Genomic DNA, 20,055 nt, shown 5'->3' with positions numbered 1-20,055 from the left:
CAAGTAGAGTCAGCCGGGAGCCTGGGCGCCCGGCGGCTGAAGTGCAAATATACCAGATAGCAGCGGCCCGTTGTGCGTCGGCTTTGGGCCGGGTTGCTATTTGCTGGTCTTCAGCTCACCGCGGCCGCGCGGCCGGGCCGCTGGCTGCGCCAGGTAGCCAGCACAATCAGCAGGCCTTTGCCCGTGTCGAGTAGCAGGTTGTCGAGGCGGTGATAGGTCAGGTATAGCCCCAGCCCGATGCCTATCCACCACACGCCCAGCAGATAGCACAACGTGGCGTAGTGAGGCTGCCGGTGCCACACCTGCCACAGCGCCACGGCATCGACCAACGATACGAACAGCAGCAGCCAGGCCAGGGCGTAGGCCATAAACCGTGTGTCGGGCGACACGCCGACGCCAAACTGAGCCAGCACCAGCTCCGGCCAGACAAACCCGCCCACGGTCAGGACCAGCTCGATGATTAGGGCCAGCAATAGCAGGAGCAGCAGCGCAGTACGGGCCATGCCGGGCAGATGAACAAGCCGGCGGCGTTGCCGGCCGGGCAAGCTACTCAAAATCCGAGGCTCATGGCCGCTGGCAATTCGCGCCCGGCTGCTGGACTTCACCACATCCAGATACCCACAAACAATAGCACCAGCAGTACACCACAAACTCCCAGAAAACAGGCGGTAACTACCAGCTGCCACATCAGCCGCCAGAAGCTACTTTGCAGGGTACGGGCAAAATTGCGGACCGTCTGAACGACGGCCAGGGGAATGGCGGCCATACTCGCCAGAATCAGGACTTTGAAAAAGTCTTCGGCGGCAGGCGTGTTGGGCCAGAGCTCCTGGTAGAAAACCATGTTCACGGCCCCAAATACGAGTCCGGCCATGGCCCACCACAGCCACGCGGGAGTCAGCCGAAATACCTGGCCGGCAAAAAGCAGCAACCGGTTCATCACGACAGTGCGGTGCTTACTCACCCGTCCAGAGGGCGCGGAAGGTGGGAACGGTAGCGTAGCACGTCGTGGCGGCCGCGGCCTGCGCTTTGGGCTCGGGCTTTTTGCCCCGGATGGTAATGGGTTCCGAGCCCGTCAGCAGGCGCTGGGCGCGGTCAAACTCGTCCCAGACGGCATCGGCAAAGGCCAGCAGCCCGAAGCCCCCGGCGCGCAGGGCGCGGTGGTAGGTCAGCCAGACGACCAGCGTGGTGCCCACCATCAGGCCCCGGTAGGCCAGCCGGATCAGCCAGTTGATCAGGCCCGAGCGATTTTGCTCCAGATGGCGCAGCGCAAAGCACTGGAAGTTGATGTGCATCTCCTCATCCTGAATAATGCGGCGGCAAATCTGCTGGAGCAAACCCGAAAACGTGGCTTGGTACAAGGCTTTGTAGTAGACGGCGGCAATGATTTCGGCCGTGAGCAGCACCCGGATGGTGTGCTCCAGCGTGGCCCACTGGCGCATACCGCGGAAGATTTCATCGAGCCAGTGGGTGCGCAGCTTCGGTATTTTCTGGCCCGCCATGTAGTCGCCCAGCACGCGGGCGTGGTCCTGCTCCTCCTTGATGAAGGAGCGGATGGCAGCCGTGTAGTCGGCGTTGCCGAAATCCTTCACCCGCTGGTAGAGGTGCTTGCCTTCCGAGCTTTCGCCCTTCTGGAAATGCTGCAGCGAGTGGCCTACCTGCCGCTTTTCACGGTCGGTGAGGCGGTAGGTATCGTCCCAGCTAAGCTGGTCGAGGTGGTTCTGATTCTGGCGAAAATACGTGGCCCAGTCCTGAAAAGTCATCGGTGAGAATTGGTTAGCGGTGAGCAAGGGAAGTAGTGGCGGCAGCAGGCGCGGCCGTGGCGGTTTGGGTGGGTTCGAGGCCAATAATGGCGTGGTAGGCGCGGCTGTCGAGGTAGGTGCGGCTTTGCCAGTGACGGCGCTGCTCCAGCTGCCGGAAAGCCCGCAGGCGCTCCTGCAGCCGGGCGTGGGCATCGGGCCAGGAAATGTCAATCCAGCGCCCGTTTACCTCACTGATCAGCTGGCGGCCGGGCATGGAGCCGGCGCGGGCGGCCAGCTCGGGCAGTACCCGGTCGGGCATAGCCAGCAGAAAGCCGTAGTCGACGCGCCGGAAGCGGGGCTGCAGGTTGTAGCGCGTCATCCAGCTTTCCCAATTGCCGGCGGCCAGCACCAGCAGCAGGCCGTAGGCGGCCAGGGCGTTGAGGCGCACCAGAGCGTAGGCCGAGCGGCGCTGCCAGATCTTGAGCAGAATAGTAGCCAATCCGAAGAAGGTCAGCAGCAGGAAGCCATACACGCCGATGCGCTTGTAAGCCAGGCCCGTGTGCAGAATGTAGTAGTAGTTGCGCAGCGCCACCGACACTGCCAGCACGCCGTTCTGCACCACCCACACCGTAGCCCCGATGCGCAGCCACCGCAAACCCGGCGCGTAGAAATTCAGGTTGCGGCGAAAAAACCAGAGCACGATGCCCATAGCCACCAGAATACTCAGAATCAGCACGTAGGTGCCTTCGTGCACAAACTGCGTGAGGTCGAAGCCGGGCGCGGGCGTGAAGCCGAACCAGATCCACTGAATGTCGATGAGGTTCACGACCAGCAGCAAGGCATTTACCAGCCCGAACAACCCCAGGGCCACGAGGTATTCCTTGCGCAAATCCAGGGCCCGGAAACTCTGAGGCTGGAAGTTGGGCCGGCGCACCGCAAACGACGCGACCCGGTCGCGCTGCCGACGCACAAACTCCCCGAAGCGCGACTCCTGGTCGGCGAAGAAATGCACGGGCACTACCAGCAGCGCCCCGGCTGTAAGCACCAGACCCAGCAAGAAAAACAGCAGGTGGGGCACCGATATATTGGGCAGCAGGGCCGCCAGCCACTCCTCTACCGCCACCCAGGCCCGCTGCGCATACTCGGCATAGCGTGGGTTGGCCAGGGCAAACAGCAGGTGAAACACGCCCAGTGCCACCACGGGCAGTACGAGCAGGCGGGCGTAAAAGCGGATACGCTGAGCTTTGGCTCCTACCTGCCGGGGCGCGCGCAGCATACGAGCCAGCACCGGCACCACGCGCAGCTGGTTGCCGAGGGCCGTCAGCAGGGCGTAGCCCACCAGCTTGAGGTGAGGCTGATTGACGTAGCCCAGCACCAGCGCCAACGACACCACGCAGGTCAAGTAGGCGGCAAACGAGCCGTACACGGCCACCATCAGGCCGCTGAAGATGGCGCCCAAAAACGCCGCCCGGAAATAGCCTGAGCGGAGCACCAATGATGTTTTAGGCAGCGTGGCCACTACAGCCGCCAGCACAAAGACGGTGTAGAGCAGCATGTTCAGCCCGGCCCGCTCCTGCCAGAACAGAAAGTCGAAGAGCACCGCGCCCAGGGGCAACAGCAGTTTTTGGAGAGAAGTAAGAGGAAAGCGCATGATGGGTACTGGTTAAAACGAACGAAACGTATTTTCTGAAAGTACTTTGCATTTCAAAGTTTAAGGGCAAAAAAAAGGCGGTTTACCCACGCAGTAATTTTTCCAGCGCATTCAGGTGCTCCTGGAAGGCTTGCTTGCCGCTGGCCGAGGCCGCATAGGTGGTGTTAGGCTTCTTGCCCAGAAACTGCTTGCTGACGTCCACGTAGCCCGCTTTTTCCAGGGCCGCCACGTGGCTGGCCAGGTTGCCATCGGTCAAGTCGAGGGCCTCCTTCAGCTCCGTGAAGCTTACCGAATCGTTGGCCAGCAGCACGGCCATCACGCCCAGCCGCACCCGGTGGTCAAAGGCCTTGTTGAGGGTATGAATGACGTGCTTCACAGTTGGGGCCGCGCGGTGCGTTCGTAGCGGTTGTACATCAGCAGGCCATATGCAATGTGGCCCAGCCCAAAACCCAGCGCGAAAAACAGCAGTCCGTAGCCGGGCAGCAGCAAAGCCACCAGCCCGAGCCCAAGCTGGGTGAGGCCCAGCAGGCGAATCTCGTCGAGCGTGTATTTGCTGGCATTGAGCAAAGCGACGCCGTAGAACAGCAGCATGCCCGGTACCACGAGGCTAGCCGCCCCGCGCAGGTAGAGCGCCAGACAAAACAAGCCGCCCGCCACCAAGGGAATAGCCAGGCTCAGGGCCAACCGCCGACCCAGGGCCGTCCAGACGGCCTGGCCCTGGCTGCGGGCCCGGCGCAGGGTGAAGTAGGTGGCAATAAGCAGCGCGGCGGCAATGGTGCCGGCGGCCAGCGCCAGCAGAAACGGCAGGGCTGCCTGCTGCTCTCCGGCCGAGCCTTCAACCAGCCGTAGGAAGCCGCCTTCCCCGTAATTTTCGCGCAGGTACCAGTGCCCGATACCAGCCCCCAGCAGGGCTACCACGCCTGCCCCTACCCCGGACAGCCCGCTAAGCGACAAAAAACGCGACGAGCGCTCCATAATGGCGCGAATCTCGGTAAGCTGAGCAAGTGGATCGGTAGCGGGCTTCATAGTCTCAGAGCACTTTGTGTGGCAAAGCTACTAAACGCGGGTTACAAACCAAGTGTTGTGTGATTAATGGCTGAGGCCCGGTCGGGCCATTTTCAGCGACTCTGCTCATGTCTGCTTTGTTTTCTCTGATGTCACCGCAGCTGCGGGAGTGGTGCCGCACCGTAGCAGCGGCCGGGTTGCAATGGCTCTTGGTGCTGACGCTGGGCAGCTGCGTATTTGCCTGCTTCTATTCGGAAATAGACTACGGGCTTTTTGCCACCAGCCTGCGCGGCGGCAACCTTCCATCCGGTTTATTCTTCCTGACGGCTATGGCCTTTTTTTCTTCAGTGCCCGCTTTCTTGCTATTCACAATTGTGCTGTGGTACCTGCGGTTGAGAGCTGCTGCTTTGCCCGCTGCAATCCGCTGGGGCGGACTACTGGCTGCCATAACGGTATGTGTGCTGCTTTCCCTTTCGAACGTTGGCTTCGATTTGCCGGACTTTGCCAACATCCAACTGCTGTGGCCGCTCGACGCAAGCTGGCCCTGGATTCTGGCCGCCTACGCAGCTATTCCGTGGGCCAACCGTAAGTACCTGCATATTGCCTCTCCTGCCTAGCTTAGCCCACCCCAATGCGCCTGCGCCTCCAGCTGTTCGAATTTGAAGACCTGCCCTGGTTTCCGGCCGTTATCCGGGCGGGCATGATGGACTACCTGCGCTTTATGATCAGTGGGCTCAACACCTACCAGCCCATTGTGCCGCTGCTGCGGGAGGCACTGCTGGCTACCGGGCAGCAGCAGGTGCTGGAGGTGTGCGCCGGCGCCGGCGGGGGCACCGAGGGCGTGGCCCTGGCCTTGCGCCGCTTCCCCGAGCTGGCCCAGCTGCGCGTTACCCTCACCGACCTTTACCCCCAGCCCGCCGCCTGGCAGCTGCTGAGCAACCAAACTTCCGGAGTCATTGGCTTCGAGCCGGAGCCCGTCGATGCGCTGGCCGTGCCACCCCACCTGCCCGGATTCCGGACGGTGTTTTCGGCCTTCCATCACTTCCCACCCGCGGCGGCCGAGGCGCTGCTACGGGATGCCGTGCGGCAGGGCGTGGGCATTGGCGTGTTTGAGGGCGCGGGCAAGCACTGGCTGGAAATCTTGCTGGCCTGGACGGTGCTGCCCGTGGCCCAGCTGCTGATTACGCCCTTTATTCGGCCCTTTCGCCTGAGCCGGCTGTTTTTCACCTACATCGTGCCCCTGATTCCGCTGTTCACCATCTGGGACGGCACCGTGTCGATTCTGCGCATGTACCCGCCCGAGCAGCTGCTGGCCCTGGCCCACCGCGCCGACCCCGAACAGCATTTCCAGTGGCAGGCGGGCAAGGTGCGCCACGCCTGGGGCCCGGAGGTAACCTACCTGACTGGGCGGCCCCGAACGGCTTAGCCGCCGTTAGCCCCGAACGTCTACATTTGCTCTATGCTGCTTGCTTACCGCCGGGCGCTGCCGTTGCTGCGCATTCCGTTCTCCATTTACCTGATGCCCGTGTACTGGTTTGGGCTCAGCGCCCTGCGCGGCCCCATCGACGTAGCGCGGGCCGTCGGCGTGTTCGTGGTGCTGCACCTGCTGGCCTACCCGGCTTCCAATGGCTACAATTCCTACTACGACCGGGACGAAGGCAGCATCGGTGGGCTGAAGCGGCCTCCCAAAGTTTCCGAGGAGCTGATTCATCTGGTCTGGCTTTTTGATACGCTGGCCGTGGTGGGCGCGGCGCTGCTGTCCCCGCTTTTTGCCGTGCTGGTGGCCGTGTACCTGCTCGTTTCCAAAGCCTACAGCTACGAGGGCATCCGGCTGAAAAAATACCCGTTTCTGAGCACGGCAGTGGTGGTCGTGTTCCAGGGCGCCTTTACGTTTCTGATGACGCAGGTAGGCGTATGCGCTTCCCAGGCCACTATTCTGGAGCCTACCAATCTGTTGCTGGCCCTGGTCAGCACGCTGTTTTTGTGCGGCTCCTACCCGCTCACGCAGGTGTATCAGCACCAGGAAGACCGGCAGCGCGGCGACCAGACGCTGAGCCTCTGGCTGGGAATCCGGGGCACGTTCGTTTTTGCGGCCGTGGGCTTGCTGTCGGGTGCCGTGCTGATGGGGGTGGCGTACTGGCTGCGGGACGAAATCCGGAATCTGCTGATTTTCCTGGTGGCTACCGGGCCGGTAGTGTTCCTGTTCACGCGCTGGGCCTGGGCCGCGTGGCACCACCCGGCCGCCGCCGACTACGAGCGCACGATGCGCATGAACCAGGTGTCGTCCTTGTGCCTGAGCGCCGCTTTTGCCCTGATGCTGTTGCTGGCACATCTGTAGGCCTGAACCTAACAGAATGCCTCGCAGCTGCGTATTCTGCAGCGTTAAACCGCCAGTATCCTATGATCCGCCTTCCCGCCTTAGTTACCCTGCTGGCCCTTGCCAGCGCCTGCTCCTCCACCGATTCGCCCCAGAATAGCGGCACGGCCACCTCGGGTGCCGACTCGGCCGCCGCGGCGCCCCTCGAACCCATGGATACCACCCGGGCCCGCACCGTCACGGCCCAGACCGACACGCTGAAAGTAGTGCGGCAGCGCCACCGGTTTTCCGCGCCCGGCACGCCCGATCTGTTTACCGTCGTGCTGCGCGGCCAGTCGGTGCTGACGGGGGAAGTGACCTTTACCATCACCGATGCAGCGGGCCAGACTATTTTCCGCGAACTGCTGACGCCCGCCGATTTGGAAGCCTCGATGGTGTATGAGATGAAGACGCCGACGGCCACCCAGGCCGAGCGCGAAGCCTTCGTGCGCCGCCGCCTCGACACTTTCTTTGCCGAAGCCAACTTTCACCAGCCCGCCCTGGGCCCGAAGGAAACTTACGCGCCCGGCGAGCTGGACCGCGCCACCTGGGACGACCTGCGCCAGCGCCCCGACGCGGTGAGCTTTCATTATTTGGTGGGTAAGGAAGACCGGCGGCGCATCGTGTGGGCCCCGCTGAAAAAGCAGGTCGTGCGCCTGCCCGGCCTCGGCGGCTAACGGCGACTGTTTACTTCGTACCCTCTTCAGTGGCCTGCTGCAAGGCCTGCTCGATGCTGGTGGCAAAGGCGTCGTAGGGCATGAAGCCACGCGCCAGCAAGTAGCCTTGGTTCCCAACCCGCAGGATGGTTGTTGGGAAGCCCTGGACGCCGATTTTAGCTACGGCCGCAAACTCGTGCCGGGTCGCCTGGGCGGTTTCGGGCAGCTCCAGACGCCGGGTAAACTCCGCTACGTTCAGGCCAAAGTCAGCGGCCAGCACCTGGTAGGTAGCCGGGTCGTTCAGGTCCTGACCATTCAGGAAGTAGGCCTGTTGCAGGGCGTGGGCAAAGCTGGCGGTCTGGTTGTAGGGGTCGAGCTGGCGGAAAACGGTCAGGGCCCGGCACGGCGGCTCCGAATCCTGAATGTAGCTCCCTTCGGCGCCCAGCTCCCGAAACGCCGCGCCAAACGTGACACCGGCCACTTTCTCTACCTGCTCCAGCGCCCCGCTGATGTACTCCCAGTCATTGCGAATCGGCCCCACGTTCACGCCCGTCACCATGCCCCCGCTCAGGACTGATACGGTAAGGCGGCCCGCAAATTCGCTTTGCACCTGCTCCACCACCGGGCTCATGCCGTAGCACCAGCCACACAGCGGGTCGAAAATGTACAGCAGCTCGGGCAGGTCGGGAGTTTGTTCCATGGTGTTTCGGCAAAGCGTTAAGACCGGCAAAGAACTTAAAAGTTTGGCCGGCATAAAACGAAAAAGCCAGTGAAACGTGGTTTCACTGGCTCTTTCGATACAAAAGCGAACTGGCCCTAGCCGTTCATCGACATCAGGAACTCCTCGTTGTCCTTGGTGCCTTTCATGCGGTCCTTCAGGAACTCCATGGCCTCCGAGGCGGTCATGTCGGCCATGAACTTGCGCAACACCCAGATACGGTTCAGTTCGTCCTTGCTCATGAGCAGGTCTTCGCGCCGCGTACCGGAAGCCGGCACATCGATGGCCGGGAAGATGCGCTTGTTGGCCAGCTTGCGGTCCAGCTGCAGTTCCATGTTGCCGGTGCCTTTGAATTCCTCGAAGATAACCTCGTCCATTTTGGAGCCGGTTTCGATGAGGGCCGTGGCAATAATGGTCAGCGAGCCGCCATTCTCCACGTTGCGGGCCGCGCCGAAGAAGCGCTTGGGCTTGTGCAGGGCGTTGGCGTCTACACCACCCGACAGAATCTTGCCCGAAGCCGGCTGCACCGTGTTGTAGGCGCGGGCCAGGCGGGTAATTGAATCGAGCAGAATCACCACGTCGTGCCCACACTCTACGAGGCGCTTGGCTTTTTCCAGCGCAATGCTGGCAATTTTCACGTGGCGGTCGGCCGTTTCGTCGAAGGTGGAACTCAGCACCTCGGCTTTCACCGAGCGGGCCATGTCCGTTACTTCTTCCGGGCGCTCATCAATCAGCAGAATGATGAGGTAGACCTCGGGATGGTTTTCGGAAATCGAGTTGGCAATTTCCTGCAGCAGCACCGTTTTACCGGTTTTGGGCTGGGCCACAATCAGGCCTCGCTGGCCCTTACCGATGGGGGCAAACAGATCCAGAATGCGGGTGCTCAGTTGGCTCGACTTGGTCGAGAGCTTCAGGCGCTCCTCAGCAAACAGCGGCGTGAGGTTCGTGAACGGGATACGGTCCCGGGCTTCCTCCAGCGTACGGCCGTTAATGCCTTCCACACCGACTAGGGCGAAGTACTTCTCACCTTCGCGGGGCGGACGAATTGTGCACTTTACCGTGTCGCCGGCTTTCAGGCCAAACTGCTTAACCTGCTGGGGGGCTACGTAAATATCGTCGGGTGAGGCGAGGTAGTTATAGAAAGGGGAGCGAAGGAAGCCGTAGCCACCGTCGGGCATCATTTCCAAAGTGCCTTCACTGGGAATTACAATGTCGAAATCGTTGCGAGGGCGCTGCTGGGCCTGGTCGCCCTGGCGGGACTCACCCTGCGGCCGGGCTTCGCCACCCTGGCGTAGCTGCCGCTGCTGGTCGCGGGCAGCAAAACGGTCTTCGCGGCGACCTTCGCGGCCTTCGCGCTCGGGGCGGGGCTCGCGCTGCTCACGGGGCGAATCGCGTAAGGAGCGCGGCTCGCGCAGTTCGCGGGGCACGTCGTTGCGGTATTCACGGGGGGCGTCGGCCCGCTGCTCCCGGGGTTCCCGCTGCTCACGGGGTTCCCGATTGTCGCGGTTTTCGCGGGGCTCCCGATTTTCACGGAGGTCACGCGGCTCGCGGCCTTCGCGCGGCTCACGGGGGTGGCCATTGAGCTGTTCGGGGCGCGGCTCGCGGATAATTGCGGGGGCTACAGCCGTTTCAGGAGATACTACAGCTTCGGTGGGGGCTGCTGGTGTTACCTCCGCAATAGTAGGATTATTCTGACCATCGGCCTCGGGAGCTGGTGCTTCCGCCGGGGCTTCTTCCGTGCGGCCCCGGCCTTCCGAGCGGGTGCGGCGCTCCGGGCGCTGGTAGGGCTTGATTGGGCGGGCAACGGCCTCAGCGGGAGCAGCTTGCTCAACGGCAACCTCAGCGGCTACCGGCTCAGCTACTGCCACGGGAGCCTCCGCAACGGCGGCAATGGCGGCGGCGGCCACCGGAGCGGCCGTATTACGGCGGGGTGGCGTGGTGCGCGGGGCCCGCGAGTTAGGACGCGGCGGGGCCGGTGCAACGGTGACGGCCGCAGGCAGTTCGGAGGGTACCGCAGCCACGGCAACGTCGGAAAAAGCCAGCGGTGCGGCCACAGGCTGCTCGTCGGCTGGTTTGATTTTTTTGGGGAGCTTGTCGGCTGGCGTGATGGCCTGCTGATCCAGAATCTTGTAAATCAGATCCTGCTTGCTGAGTTTCTTGAAGTTACCGACATTCAGCTCTTCCGCAATTTCCTTCAGTTCGGAAAGTAGACGGTCCTTCAACTCTTCAATATTGTACATACACTAAAACTGGGAGAAAAACGGGCGGGGCGAAACCGACACAAAGCAACACAGGCCAATCCGGGCAATGAAAGCAGCCGCAAAGCGGCGCGAACCACAGTAGTACGGAATGAAACGGGGGGTAATTACGAGGGGGAGGCGCTGGGGATAAATCGGGCCGTGCGCAATAGAGAATGGCTGCGGACCCGGCATCAGCGGCCGGCTTGCTTACGCAATGTTAGCGTAATACGCCCGAACCGCCAAATGAGATACATTTTTTTTAGATGAATAGTGCAAAGCCATTGTCGCTGCACCACCCACAGCTATTTCCAGCGGCCAATTGGTGCGCTAAGCCTTTGATGACTAACCAGTAGCAAACCACCTACCCGATTCAGCACTTCCTTTCCCGGGCGGCTTTATCGTGCTTTTATCCGAAAGCCTATTCAAAAAAACCTACTTTTGCCCTTGTTCAAAACCGCGTTTTCTGCCTTATGCTGCAAGTTTCTGTTCTGCGAGATAATACCGAGCTGGTCCTGGCGGGGCTGGCCAAAAAACACTATAAAACGGCGGAGGCGGATGTAGCCGCTATTCTGCAGCTCGACCAGCGCCGCAAGCAGCTGCAAACCGAGCACGACCAGGCCCAGGCCGAAGCCAACGACCTAGCCCGCCAGATCGGGGGCCTGATGAAAAGCGGCGACAAAGCCGGGGCCGAGACCCTGAAGGCGCGCACCGCCGAGTTGAAGCAGCAAACCAAAGCCCACTCCGATGAGTTGGTGCAGGTGGAAGAAGCCCTGCAGCAAACCCTGTACAAGCTGCCCAACCTGCCCCACAGCAGCGTACCGGCAGGCCGCACCGCCCAGGACAATGAGGTAGTGCGCGAAGGCGGAGTGAAGCCCGAGCTATCCGCCGGTGCCCTCCCCCACTGGGACCTGATTAAGAAGTACGACATCATCGACTTCGAGCTGGGCAACAAGATTTCCGGCGCGGGCTTCCCAGTATACAAGCGCCAGGGCGCCCGGCTGCAGCGCGCCCTGATCAACTTCTTCCTGGACCAGGCCCGCGACGCGGGCTACGATGAAGTACAGCCCCCGATTCTGGTAAACGAGGCCAGCGGCTACGGCACGGGCCAGCTGCCCGACAAGGAAGGTCAGATGTACCACGACGCCCAGGACAACCTCTACCTAATTCCGACCTCGGAGGTGCCGATTACCAATCTGTACCGCGACGAAATCGTGGCTACCGACCAGCTGCCTATTCGCAACACGGGCTACACGCCCTGCTTCCGCCGCGAGGCCGGCTCCTGGGGTGCCGACGTGCGGGGCCTCAACCGCCTGCACCAGTTCGATAAGGTGGAAATCGTGCAGATAACCCAGCCCGAGCACAGCTACGCCGCCCTGGATGGGATGGTGGCCCACATCGAAGGCCTGCTGCAGAAGCTGGAGCTGCCCTACCGCATTCTGCGCCTCTGCGGCGGCGACATGGGTTTCACCTCAGCCCTGACCTTCGACCTGGAGGTGTGGAGCGCCGCCCAGGGCCGCTGGCTGGAAGTAAGCTCGGCGTCGAACTTCGAAACATACCAGGCCAACCGCCTGAAGCTGCGCTACCGCGGGGAAAACAACAAAACCCAGCTGCTGCACACGCTCAACGGCTCGGCCCTGGCCCTGCCCCGCATCGTGGCGGCCCTGCTGGAAAACAACCAGACCGAGGACGGGATTCGGCTGCCGGAGGTGCTGCACAGCTACTGCGGCTTCAGCAAAATCGGCTGAGCCTAGCTTAGCCTAGGGCAAAACGCCCCGCTGTCGGCCGACAGCGGGGCGTTTTGCTTTTGCTGTTGAGCAAGGCTTCCTAGTACTCGGCCAGTTGGTTGTCGGCGTAGCACCAGGCCCACTGCTCGCCGGGTTCAGCAGATAGCACCACCGGGTGCTGGGTGGCCCGAAAGTGCTTGGTGGCGTGCCTGTTCGGGGAAGAGTCGCAGCAGCCGACGTGGCCGCAGCTCTGGCACACGCGCAGGTGCACCCAGGTGTCGCTCAGGGCCACGCACTCGGCACAACTGTAGTCGGCGGCAAGAATTAAAGTTTCCAGCGCCGCCAGGTGTTCACAAAGAGCCATAGAATATGGGTTAGGAATCCAGGAATTCGGTTTCGGCCACCAGCCGGGTGGTAATGCGCAGCCCGCTCGTCAGAGTTTTCTGCACGGGGCACTTCTGGGAAATAGCCTCCAGCCGCTGGCGCTGCTCCTCGGTAAGCGGGCCGATGAGGCGCAGCTCTTTGCGTACTTCCTCCAGCATCTGGCCGGCCTGCTCGCACATTTCGCAGTCCTGCTCATGCACGCGCTGGTGGCTCAGGCGCACTTCTATGCCTTCGAGGGGCCACTTTTTGCGGGTCGCATACAGGCGCAGGGTAATGGCGGTGCAGGCTCCCAGCGCGCTGAGCAGCAGGTCGTAGGGTGTAGGGCCGCGGTCCTGGCCCCCTACTTCGGTGGGCTCGTCGATGATATAGGTGTGGCGGCCAGCCTGCACATCAGCCTGCAGAGCTTCGGGGCCGACGCGCACGAGCACATGCTTATCTGGTAGCATACGGTTTGCTTAAAGCCCGGGCACTGGTTGCCTACGGGCAAACTAAAATAGTCATTTGCTTATCCATGTTCCAGCGCCCGGCAATAGTTCCGCCTAGCGTCCGTCGAGGGTAGGCGGCAGACCCAGGTCAAACTGGATGTCGCGCATGCACTTGAAGTGGCCCTGGGGGCACTTGCCATACCCGATTTTAGAGCAGGGCCGGCACGGCAGGTCGCGCACTTCCAGCACCCGAAACTCGGTGCGGTAAGGGTACATGCCAAACTCGGGTACGGTGTTGCCCCACACGCTGAAAATCTCCTTACGAAAGGCCGCCGCAATGTGCATCAGGCCCGTATCGTGGCTGACGACTAGCTGGGCCTGCCGCACCAGAGAGGCCGACTGATTCAGGGAGTAGTGCCCGCAGGCATTGTAAATGAGGACGCCGGGCTCGGCTTCCAGGGCTTGCTCCACGATGTGGCCGGTGCTTTCGTCCTCAGGGCCGCCGAGCAGCACGATGGGACGCTTGAGTTGGGCGCACAGCTCGATGATTCGTTCGGTGGGCAGGCGCTTGGTGGCGTGCTGGGCCCCGATGGCAAAGGCCACGTAGCCCCGCTGAAACCCGCTGGGCAGCGTGTGAAGGTCTACTTCCTGGTCGGGCGGGATGAAGTAGTCGAGGCCCTGCCGGTCGTCGTGCACGCCCAGGGCGGCGGCGGCGGCCAGGTAGCGCTCCACGATGTGGACCCGCGGCAGCAGATCCACTTTGGCATTCACCAGCAGCCACTTCTGCCAGTTCAGCTTGTCGAAGCTGGCCGACTTTACGCCCAGCCGCAGCTTGAGCAGGCTGGTGCGCAGGTTGTTATGCAGGTCCACGATGAAGTCGAACTGCTCAGCCTTCAGCTCGGCCACCAGCTCGCCGAGCGTGCCCGTGAGGTAATGCGCCTTGTCGACGTAAGGATTGGGCTCGATGATGCTGCGGTAGGCCGGCTTGGTGCAGAAATGTACCTGCGCGCCGGGCACCTGCTGCTTCAGGGCCCGCACCACGGGCGTGGTCAGCACGATGTCGCCGATGGAAGAAAAGCGCAGAACCAGAATCTTCATTACCCGAACAGCGAGTCTTTGTATTCCAGCGGCGGCTTGATGCTGGCCTTGCGCCCGGCAAAGTAAGCGGCCATTTCCTCGGCGCCCAGGGCGTTGAAGGTCATGTCCTTGGTCAGGCCGCCCTTGCGGCCCATCATCACACCGTAGCGCATGTCGGCGTAGCCGTTGGTGTGGTGGGCGTCAGGATTGATGCTGAGCTTCACGCCCTGGTCGAGGGCGTAGCGCACCCAGCGCCAGTCGAGGTCGAGGCGCCAGGGGTTGGAGTTGATTTCGATGATGACGTTGTGCTGGGCGCAGGCGTCGATAATGGCTTTGTGGTTGATGGGGTAGCCCTCCCGGCGCAGCAGCAGCCGGCCCGTGGGGTGGCCCAGCATGGTGGTATATGGGTTGGCAATGGCGCGCAAGAGCCGCTCGGTGGCTTTGCGCTCATCCATGCGCAGGTTGCTGTGCACCGAAGCCACGATGAAGTCGAAGCTGGCCAACATCTCGTTTGAGTAGTCGAGGCTGCCGTCGCCGAGAATGTCGCTCTCGATGCCCTTGAAAATGCGGAACGGCGCCAGCTCCTGGTTGAGCTGGTCGATTTCGCGCTGCTGCTGCCGCACCCGCTCGGGGCTCAGGCCATTGGCGTAGTGGGCGGCCTGCGAATGGTCGCAGATGCCCAGGTACTCGTAGCCGTTGTCGCGCAGGAACTCGGCCATCTGGCGCAGGGTGTGGGCCCCGTCGGAGTAGGTGCTGTGGTTGTGCAAAGAGCCGCGCAGGTCCGCATCTACGAGCAGTTCGGGCAGTTTTTTCGCCTCGGCCAGGGCTATTTCGCCCAGACCTTCACGCAGCTCGGGCTCCACGTATTGCAGGCCGGCCTTTTCGTAGATAGCCGTTTCCTGATAGAACTTCTCCCGCTTCACCAGTTGGCGTAGCGAGCCGGCCCGGCCGGTGGTCAGCGGCTCGGAGAGGTGAGCCTCAGCGGCCGAAAGCAGGAACAGCTGGTTCACGTAGTTTTCCTTGCTGGCCAGGTGCACCTCCACTTTCACGCCCGAAGCCGTGGCCGTACCGCGCCAGGCAAACGGCCCCGAGTGTTGCGCATCAGCCGTTAATCCTTCTAGGCTGTTCAGCAGCTCGTGGGCCTGCCAGGGCTGGGCAGTGGCGGCTACCAGCACAATGGTTTCCACGATTTCGAGGCGGCGGCGCACTTCCCCGGCCACGGCCACCGACTCGGTGCGCAACGCGGCCCGCAGGCGGCCCGTCAGGTCTTCGGCCAATTCTTCGGCCTGCGGATACAGCAGCTTGCCGCGGCTTTCCTGGTTGAACTCCAGGGCAGCCAGCAGCATATCCTGAGTTTTCTTACCGAAGCCTTTGAGCTTGCTCACTTCATCCCGCTCGGCGGCCTCGCGCAGCTGCTCGGGGCTTTCGATGCCCAGCTCCCGCCACAGCACCCGGATTTTTTTGGGCCCAATGCCCTTGATATTGAGCATTTCCACCACGCCGGGCGGCGTAATCTCCAGCAGCTTGCGCAGCTCCTCAAAGGTGCCCGTGTCGAGCATTTCGGCCACTTTGCCGGCCGCCGTCTTGCTCAGGCCGGTGCGGTCGGGCAGGCCGGTGCGGTCCATGTCGGCCACGGGCAGCTCCAGGCGCTCCAGCGTGGCGGCCGTGCCTTCGTACGCACGGATTTTGAACGGATTCTCGTCGTGCAGCTCCATGAGCGACGCGGCGAGGCGGAAAGCACGAATCAGGGCGCGGTTGTCCACGAGCAAGGCGGTTAGTGGTTTTTAGTTGGTGATTTTCAGAGGTGGTTTTGGGAGGTTGGCACGTAGCGAAACAGCCAAAAACGAAAAACCACCCGCCAAAAACCGGGAAGCGGCGGTGGGCCAAAGGTACGGGCCAAAGTTGTACATTCGCTCCTACGGCCCTCTGCGGGGTTCCGGCTACGTTTTCTTCCTTTTTCGTTTGTCTGTATGCGCTTACTCGTTCTGTTGGCTTCCATGAGTTTATTTCTGCTGGCTAGCACCTGCAATTCCGATTCGCGCGCCTCTTCGCCCAAGCTCAAGCAGCTGGAAGGCACCTGGCTGCACGCCCACGAGGAAGACCAGGGCGACGTGCAGGTGTACCGCCCCAACACCTACGCCTTTCCGCCTTCCCGCGGCCGCACCGGCTTTCAGTTCGACCACAACGGCCTGTTTACCCAGTACGACATTGCCCCTACCGATGGGCTGGAAGGCCATAAAGGCCAGTGGAAAACCGAAAACGGCTCCACCCTGCTCATCAGCCTCGACGACAAGAAGGAGCCCGACTACAAGCTCGAAATCGTGTCATTGGAAAACGGCCTGCTGAAGGTGCGCCGCGTTCAGTAAGAAAGTAGCGGCCCCTGGGTGCAACCTTTGGCGCAGGAATACTATCTGGCTTATATATCTGATGCCACATACTTGCCCCTATGCGCTTTTTCCTTTTCCTGGCTTCGGCCGCGCTGTTGCTCAGCAGCTGCAAAAAAGAGTCTGATTCGGCCAGCCCGGTTGTAACCCAGGCCACTTTCGAAGCCCAGGTACAGGGCCGCAACTGGCTTGAATCGTGGGAGGAAGAGCAGGCGGGCAGCGACGTGAAAATCTACCGGCCCGACACGTTTGCCTTTCCGACGGCCTGGCCCCGCAATGGCCTGCGCTTCGACCCCGACGGCGTGTTTGTGGGCCGTGGGCCCTCCCCTACCGACGGCATAGCCATCTACCCTGGCCTCTGGACTACGCAGGACCACCGCACCTACCGCATCACGCCCAGCGGGCAAAGCAGCAGCTACGGCCTGCAGCTGCTCTCCCTGCAAAACGACGTGCTGCAGGTGCGCCGGGTCGAGTAAAGCACGGCCGCGAACAACTATCGGAATTTCGGGTTAACAGCCCGGCAAAGGTGGAACTGAACATTTTTCAGTTTTCTTTTGCCGGGCTGTTCTTTGGCTTACCCTTTTGCTTTTTATGAATTACTGGCTTGTAAAATCTGAACCCAGCGCCTACTCCTGGGACGACTTCACCCGCGACGGCCACACCGACTGGACCGGTGTACGCAACTTCCAGGCCCGCAACTACCTGCAGCAGATGCAGCCCGGCGACCTGGTGCTGTTCTACCACAGCGTGACCAGCAAAACGGTGGTGGGCATTGCCGAAGTGGGGCAGGCCGCCGCGCCCGATGCCACGGCCGAAGCCGGCAGCGGCTGGGTGGCCGTGCAGCTGCGTCCCCAGCAGGCCCTGGCCCGCCCCGTGGCCCTGGCACAGATCAAGCAGGACCAGCGCCTGAACCAGATCGGGCTGCTGCGCCAGTCGCGCCTGAGCGTGATGCCCCTGCGGGCCGAGGAATTTGACGTGCTGCTGGAGCTGGGCAGCTAATACTTCTGGCCTACCCGAAAGCCCGGCACCACCTCAGGCGCCGGGCTTTTTTGCGTTTTGTAGCGCTGTTTGTCAGTGGTCTTGTGTGGAAACTCGCGCGTTGCTGCATCTGTTTAGCATCGGCCAGTGACTATCTGTTGGCTTCATCGTATCTTCCTTGGTCCGATGACGTTACGGCCGAGCTGACTTACCCCGCTATGAAACCAACCCTACTCAGCTTCTTTGTGCTCTTGGCCTGGGGCGTTTTTTGTCCGGGCCGAAGCTGCGCCCAGAGCCTGCCGCCGCAGGCTCCCACTCAAACGGCGCGGGTCGAGCTGGATTTGCAGTCCTCCTCGAGCGACGTGCAGGTGCTGGCCGTGCCCGAAGACAGCAGCGTGGTGCTGCTGGTGGAGCGAGAGCCCAAGTTCACGGGCAGAAGCTCCTTCACCTTTCAGAAGCTGGATCATCAGCTTGCCACCCGCTGGATTAAGCCCGTGGAGGTTCCCGACCGGTATTATCTGGCCCAGATGGCGGGTGAGGGCACGATGGTGTACGCCCTGTTTCACGACGACTTCCTGAGCAACAAGCTGTGGGTAGCGGCCCTGAACAGCCGCACGGGCGAAGTTCGCACTACCACCTACGACACCAAGCTGGAGCACGAAATCTACAGCATGAAGGCCTTGGACGGCAACTTGTTCGTGACGGTGCAGATAGAGCAGCACCTGACTGTGCTGCTGCTCAACCTGCGCTCGGGCGAGTTTACGTTTCTGCCGGCCGTGTACGAGCCCCTGGAAAGTCAGCTCACGTTTCTGGCCGATTCGGTTGCCAACCAGGTAAAGTTCGTGGTAAGCCAGACCAACGGGCTCAAGTCGCGCCTGCAGGTCAAGCAGATTTCGCCCCAGGGCAAGCTGGTGCACAGCGAGTTTGTGCAGGCCGAAAGCAACCGCAGCCTGCTCACGGCCCAGCTCAGCCCCGGCGACTCCTCACGCCTGATGACGGGCACCTACACCCTGCGCGACAACCGCTATTCCCAGGGCCTGTTTGCCACCAACCTCACCCAGGGCCTGACCACCACGGGCACCCGGCCACCGCTGCGCTTCTACGATTTTCTGCACCTGAAGCACTTTTTCGACTTTATGAGCCCCAACCGTCAGGCCCGGCTGCGGCAGCGCAGTGCCCGGCGGCAGGCCGCCGCCCGCGAGATGCGTCTGCACTACCGCCTGCTCATGCACGATTTGATACCCAGCCCCGAGGGCTACGTGCTGGTGGCCGAGGTGTATTATCCGCAGTACCGCTACAACAGCTACGGCTTCGGCATGATGGCCAGCATGCGCAACTTCGACGGCTACCGCACCACCCACGCCATTGTCTGCGGCTTCGACCGGTACGGCACCCTGCTCTGGGACAATACCTTTGTGCTGAAGAATGCCGAACGGTACCAACTGGAAGAAACCGTGCGCATCCGGCCCTTGGCCGACAACCGGCGCTACGCCCTCACCTACCTTGATGAGCACCGCATCTACTACAAAGTCATTGACCGCACCGCGGCCTCGCCCAACGATTTGCAGGTGCCCGTGCTGACCACGCTGACCCCGGGCGTGAAGGAAAAATCGACCAGCACCTCCCACACCGACATGCAGGCCTGGTACGGCAGCCGCTTCCTGGCCTTCGGCTACCAGCACGTGCGCGGTGCCAACTGGAACGGGCGGGACGTGTTCTTTATCAACACCGTGGATTTCAACTAAGCCCCAACGGCGGGCCCGGCCCTGCGTATGGAAAGAGCAGTTTGATCTTTTTGCTCTTTTTTTACGCTATGAAAAACAGAATCCTGACTCTCTGGGTGCTCGTTGTGCTGCTGGCTGCCAGCAGCTGCCGCACCAGTGGCCCCGGCACCCCCGCCCGCACTGTGGCCGAATTCTTCAGCAAGTATGAAAACCGCTCCGGCTTCAAAGCCACCGACTGGTCGGCGGGCCTCACCACCCGGCTGCTGCTCCTGAAGCTGGGCAACCTGGGCGGCGACAACGAGCTGAGCCAGGCCATATCCTCGGTGCGTAGCGTGAAAGTGCTGACCTTCTCGCCTACTTCCAACAGTGCCCGGGAGCTGGTAGCCGAGGGCCTGAACAAGGAGCTGGACGGCCTGCTGGCCAACGAGCGGTACACGCCTCTGCCCGTCACGAGCGAAGCCGGCACCACCGTGATGCGCTACTCCACCCGCCAATCGGGCGACAAAGTGAAGGAAGTAGTAGCCGCCGGCAACGTGCAGGGCGCCCCCGAATCGTTTATGCTCGTGGCCATTTCCGGCGACTTCACCCAAGGTCAGGTGGAGAAGCTGGTGAAGTTTCTGCCCAACGTAAGCGGCGAGCTGGCTAAGTAAGGCTCCGTTTACCTCTGAGCCGCAAAAGGCCGGTCCATAGCTATGGACCGGCCTTTTTTGTCTTCATACTCCTTGGCAAAGTACCTGCCCGGCCCCTCTTTCTCACAAGCTTTCTGCTCATGGCAGCAGGGCTATTTCAGAATATAAGATGAGTCCTGCGTGGCTGCCAGGCACTATTCCGGGTGCTGGCACGGTGCCCGGCCGCCGTTTCCCAATCCTCCAAAGTCCAGAGCATCTTCTGCCACGTGCAAGCGGCTGTTTCGGCCTCCGGAATAGGACGCGAAAGGCGCTGAAGCCACCGACTGCGGGCCTTCCCGCGGGTTTGCCTTCTCATAACCACAAAA

Annotated in this window: 22 protein-coding genes; 10 read left to right on the top strand and 12 right to left on the bottom strand. The window is 61.9% G+C overall.

What is annotated here, in order from left to right:
* Positions 1 to 110: 110 nt before the first annotated feature.
* From LGH70_RS10820 to LGH70_RS10795, 6 genes are all read right to left on the bottom strand, one after another.
* Positions 111 to 503 (bottom strand): hypothetical protein, encoded by a 393-nt coding sequence (locus LGH70_RS10820; RefSeq protein ID WP_226185406.1) that lies wholly within the window; start codon positions 501 to 503, stop codon positions 111 to 113.
* A gap of 98 nt (positions 504 to 601) precedes the next feature.
* Positions 602 to 961 carry a hypothetical protein gene (locus LGH70_RS10815; RefSeq protein ID WP_226185402.1) on the bottom strand — a complete coding sequence of 120 codons (360 nt, stop codon included), beginning with the start codon at positions 959 to 961 and terminating at the stop codon, positions 602 to 604.
* Positions 954 to 1,760, bottom strand: coding sequence for a ferritin-like domain-containing protein (locus LGH70_RS10810; RefSeq protein WP_226185399.1), 807 nt, complete (start codon positions 1,758 to 1,760; stop codon positions 954 to 956). Before LGH70_RS10810 ends, LGH70_RS10815 begins: the two co-directional genes overlap by 8 nt.
* 13 nt (positions 1,761 to 1,773) lie before the next feature.
* Complete coding sequence (locus tag LGH70_RS10805; protein ID WP_226185397.1) at positions 1,774 to 3,390, bottom strand: DUF4153 domain-containing protein; 1,617 nt, start codon at positions 3,388 to 3,390, stop codon at positions 1,774 to 1,776.
* Positions 3,391 to 3,472: 82 nt separating this feature from the next.
* Positions 3,473 to 3,766 carry a winged helix-turn-helix domain-containing protein gene (locus tag LGH70_RS10800; protein ID WP_226185396.1) on the bottom strand — a complete coding sequence of 98 codons (294 nt, stop codon included), beginning with the start codon at positions 3,764 to 3,766 and terminating at the stop codon, positions 3,473 to 3,475.
* A complete protein-coding gene (locus LGH70_RS10795) occupies positions 3,763 to 4,416 on the bottom strand; it encodes a hypothetical protein (protein ID WP_226185395.1) in 654 nt (217 codons plus the stop codon). Before LGH70_RS10795 ends, LGH70_RS10800 begins: the two co-directional genes overlap by 4 nt.
* 188 nt (positions 4,417 to 4,604) lie before the next feature.
* Here LGH70_RS10795 and LGH70_RS10790 point away from each other — a divergent pair, with 188 nt between their 5' ends.
* The 4 genes from LGH70_RS10790 to LGH70_RS10775 all read left to right on the top strand — a co-directional run bounded on the left by LGH70_RS10790 (position 4,605) and on the right by LGH70_RS10775 (position 7,428).
* Positions 4,605 to 5,012, top strand: coding sequence for a hypothetical protein (locus LGH70_RS10790; RefSeq protein WP_226185394.1), 408 nt, complete (start codon positions 4,605 to 4,607; stop codon positions 5,010 to 5,012).
* Positions 5,013 to 5,026: 14 nt separating this feature from the next.
* Complete coding sequence (locus LGH70_RS10785; protein WP_226185392.1) at positions 5,027 to 5,821, top strand: class I SAM-dependent methyltransferase; 795 nt, start codon at positions 5,027 to 5,029, stop codon at positions 5,819 to 5,821.
* A gap of 33 nt (positions 5,822 to 5,854) precedes the next feature.
* Positions 5,855 to 6,733, top strand: coding sequence for a UbiA family prenyltransferase (locus tag LGH70_RS10780; RefSeq protein WP_226185390.1), 879 nt, complete (start codon positions 5,855 to 5,857; stop codon positions 6,731 to 6,733).
* A 62-nt stretch (positions 6,734 to 6,795) separates the two neighbouring features.
* Entirely contained in the window at positions 6,796 to 7,428 is a 633-nt protein-coding gene (locus LGH70_RS10775; RefSeq protein WP_226185388.1) for a hypothetical protein, read from the top strand.
* Between the two features lie 10 nt (positions 7,429 to 7,438).
* Here the strand turns inward: LGH70_RS10775 and LGH70_RS10770 are convergent, their stop codons facing one another.
* Together LGH70_RS10770 and rho are read right to left on the bottom strand one after the other, a co-directional pair.
* Positions 7,439 to 8,107 carry a DsbA family protein gene (locus tag LGH70_RS10770; RefSeq protein WP_226185387.1) on the bottom strand — a complete coding sequence of 223 codons (669 nt, stop codon included), beginning with the start codon at positions 8,105 to 8,107 and terminating at the stop codon, positions 7,439 to 7,441.
* A 116-nt stretch (positions 8,108 to 8,223) separates the two neighbouring features.
* Complete coding sequence (gene rho, locus LGH70_RS10765; RefSeq protein ID WP_226185386.1) at positions 8,224 to 10,365, bottom strand: transcription termination factor Rho; 2,142 nt, start codon at positions 10,363 to 10,365, stop codon at positions 8,224 to 8,226.
* Positions 10,366 to 10,835: 470 nt separating this feature from the next.
* Between rho and serS the strand changes: the two genes are divergently transcribed.
* Positions 10,836 to 12,110, top strand: coding sequence for a serine--tRNA ligase (serS, locus tag LGH70_RS10760; protein ID WP_226185385.1), 1,275 nt, complete (start codon positions 10,836 to 10,838; stop codon positions 12,108 to 12,110).
* 79 nt (positions 12,111 to 12,189) lie between these two features.
* On the opposite strand, the gene LGH70_RS10755 is transcribed toward serS, so the two are convergent.
* The 4 genes from LGH70_RS10755 to LGH70_RS10740 form a co-directional block, all read right to left on the bottom strand.
* Positions 12,190 to 12,453 (bottom strand): UBP-type zinc finger domain-containing protein, encoded by a 264-nt coding sequence (locus LGH70_RS10755; RefSeq protein WP_226185384.1) that lies wholly within the window; start codon positions 12,451 to 12,453, stop codon positions 12,190 to 12,192.
* A 10-nt stretch (positions 12,454 to 12,463) separates the two neighbouring features.
* Positions 12,464 to 12,919 (bottom strand): OsmC family protein, encoded by a 456-nt coding sequence (locus tag LGH70_RS10750; protein ID WP_226185383.1) that lies wholly within the window; start codon positions 12,917 to 12,919, stop codon positions 12,464 to 12,466.
* Between the two features lie 93 nt (positions 12,920 to 13,012).
* Positions 13,013 to 13,996 (bottom strand): glycosyltransferase family 9 protein, encoded by a 984-nt coding sequence (locus LGH70_RS10745; protein WP_226185382.1) that lies wholly within the window; start codon positions 13,994 to 13,996, stop codon positions 13,013 to 13,015.
* On the bottom strand, positions 13,996 to 15,738 hold the full coding sequence (locus LGH70_RS10740) for a DNA polymerase/3'-5' exonuclease PolX (RefSeq protein ID WP_226185380.1): 1,743 nt from the start codon (positions 15,736 to 15,738) through the stop codon (positions 13,996 to 13,998). Before LGH70_RS10740 ends, LGH70_RS10745 begins: the two co-directional genes overlap by 1 nt.
* Positions 15,739 to 15,945: 207 nt before the next feature.
* On the opposite strand from LGH70_RS10740, the gene LGH70_RS10735 reads away from it, so the two are divergent.
* The 5 genes from LGH70_RS10735 (at position 15,946) to LGH70_RS10715 (ending at position 19,711) form a co-directional block, all read left to right on the top strand.
* Complete coding sequence (locus LGH70_RS10735) at positions 15,946 to 16,341, top strand: hypothetical protein (RefSeq protein ID WP_226185379.1); 396 nt, start codon at positions 15,946 to 15,948, stop codon at positions 16,339 to 16,341.
* 80 nt (positions 16,342 to 16,421) lie between these two features.
* Positions 16,422 to 16,835 carry a hypothetical protein gene (locus tag LGH70_RS10730; RefSeq protein ID WP_226185378.1) on the top strand — a complete coding sequence of 138 codons (414 nt, stop codon included), beginning with the start codon at positions 16,422 to 16,424 and terminating at the stop codon, positions 16,833 to 16,835.
* A gap of 115 nt (positions 16,836 to 16,950) precedes the next feature.
* On the top strand, positions 16,951 to 17,358 hold the full coding sequence (locus tag LGH70_RS10725; RefSeq protein ID WP_226185377.1) for an EVE domain-containing protein: 408 nt from the start codon (positions 16,951 to 16,953) through the stop codon (positions 17,356 to 17,358).
* A 197-nt stretch (positions 17,359 to 17,555) separates the two neighbouring features.
* Positions 17,556 to 19,082 carry a hypothetical protein gene (locus LGH70_RS10720; protein WP_226185376.1) on the top strand — a complete coding sequence of 509 codons (1,527 nt, stop codon included), beginning with the start codon at positions 17,556 to 17,558 and terminating at the stop codon, positions 19,080 to 19,082.
* 68 nt (positions 19,083 to 19,150) lie between these two features.
* Positions 19,151 to 19,711: a DUF4252 domain-containing protein gene (locus LGH70_RS10715; protein ID WP_226185374.1), complete on the top strand. Its 561-nt coding sequence runs from the start codon at positions 19,151 to 19,153 to the stop codon at positions 19,709 to 19,711.
* Positions 19,712 to 20,055 lie beyond the last annotated feature (344 nt).

The sequence above is a fragment of the Hymenobacter nitidus genome, assembly GCF_020447315.1.
Lineage (GTDB): Bacteria > Bacteroidota > Bacteroidia > Cytophagales > Hymenobacteraceae > Hymenobacter > Hymenobacter nitidus.
Note: the sequence above shows the minus strand (reverse complement) of the source record. Positions and strands in the feature narration are given on the sequence as shown.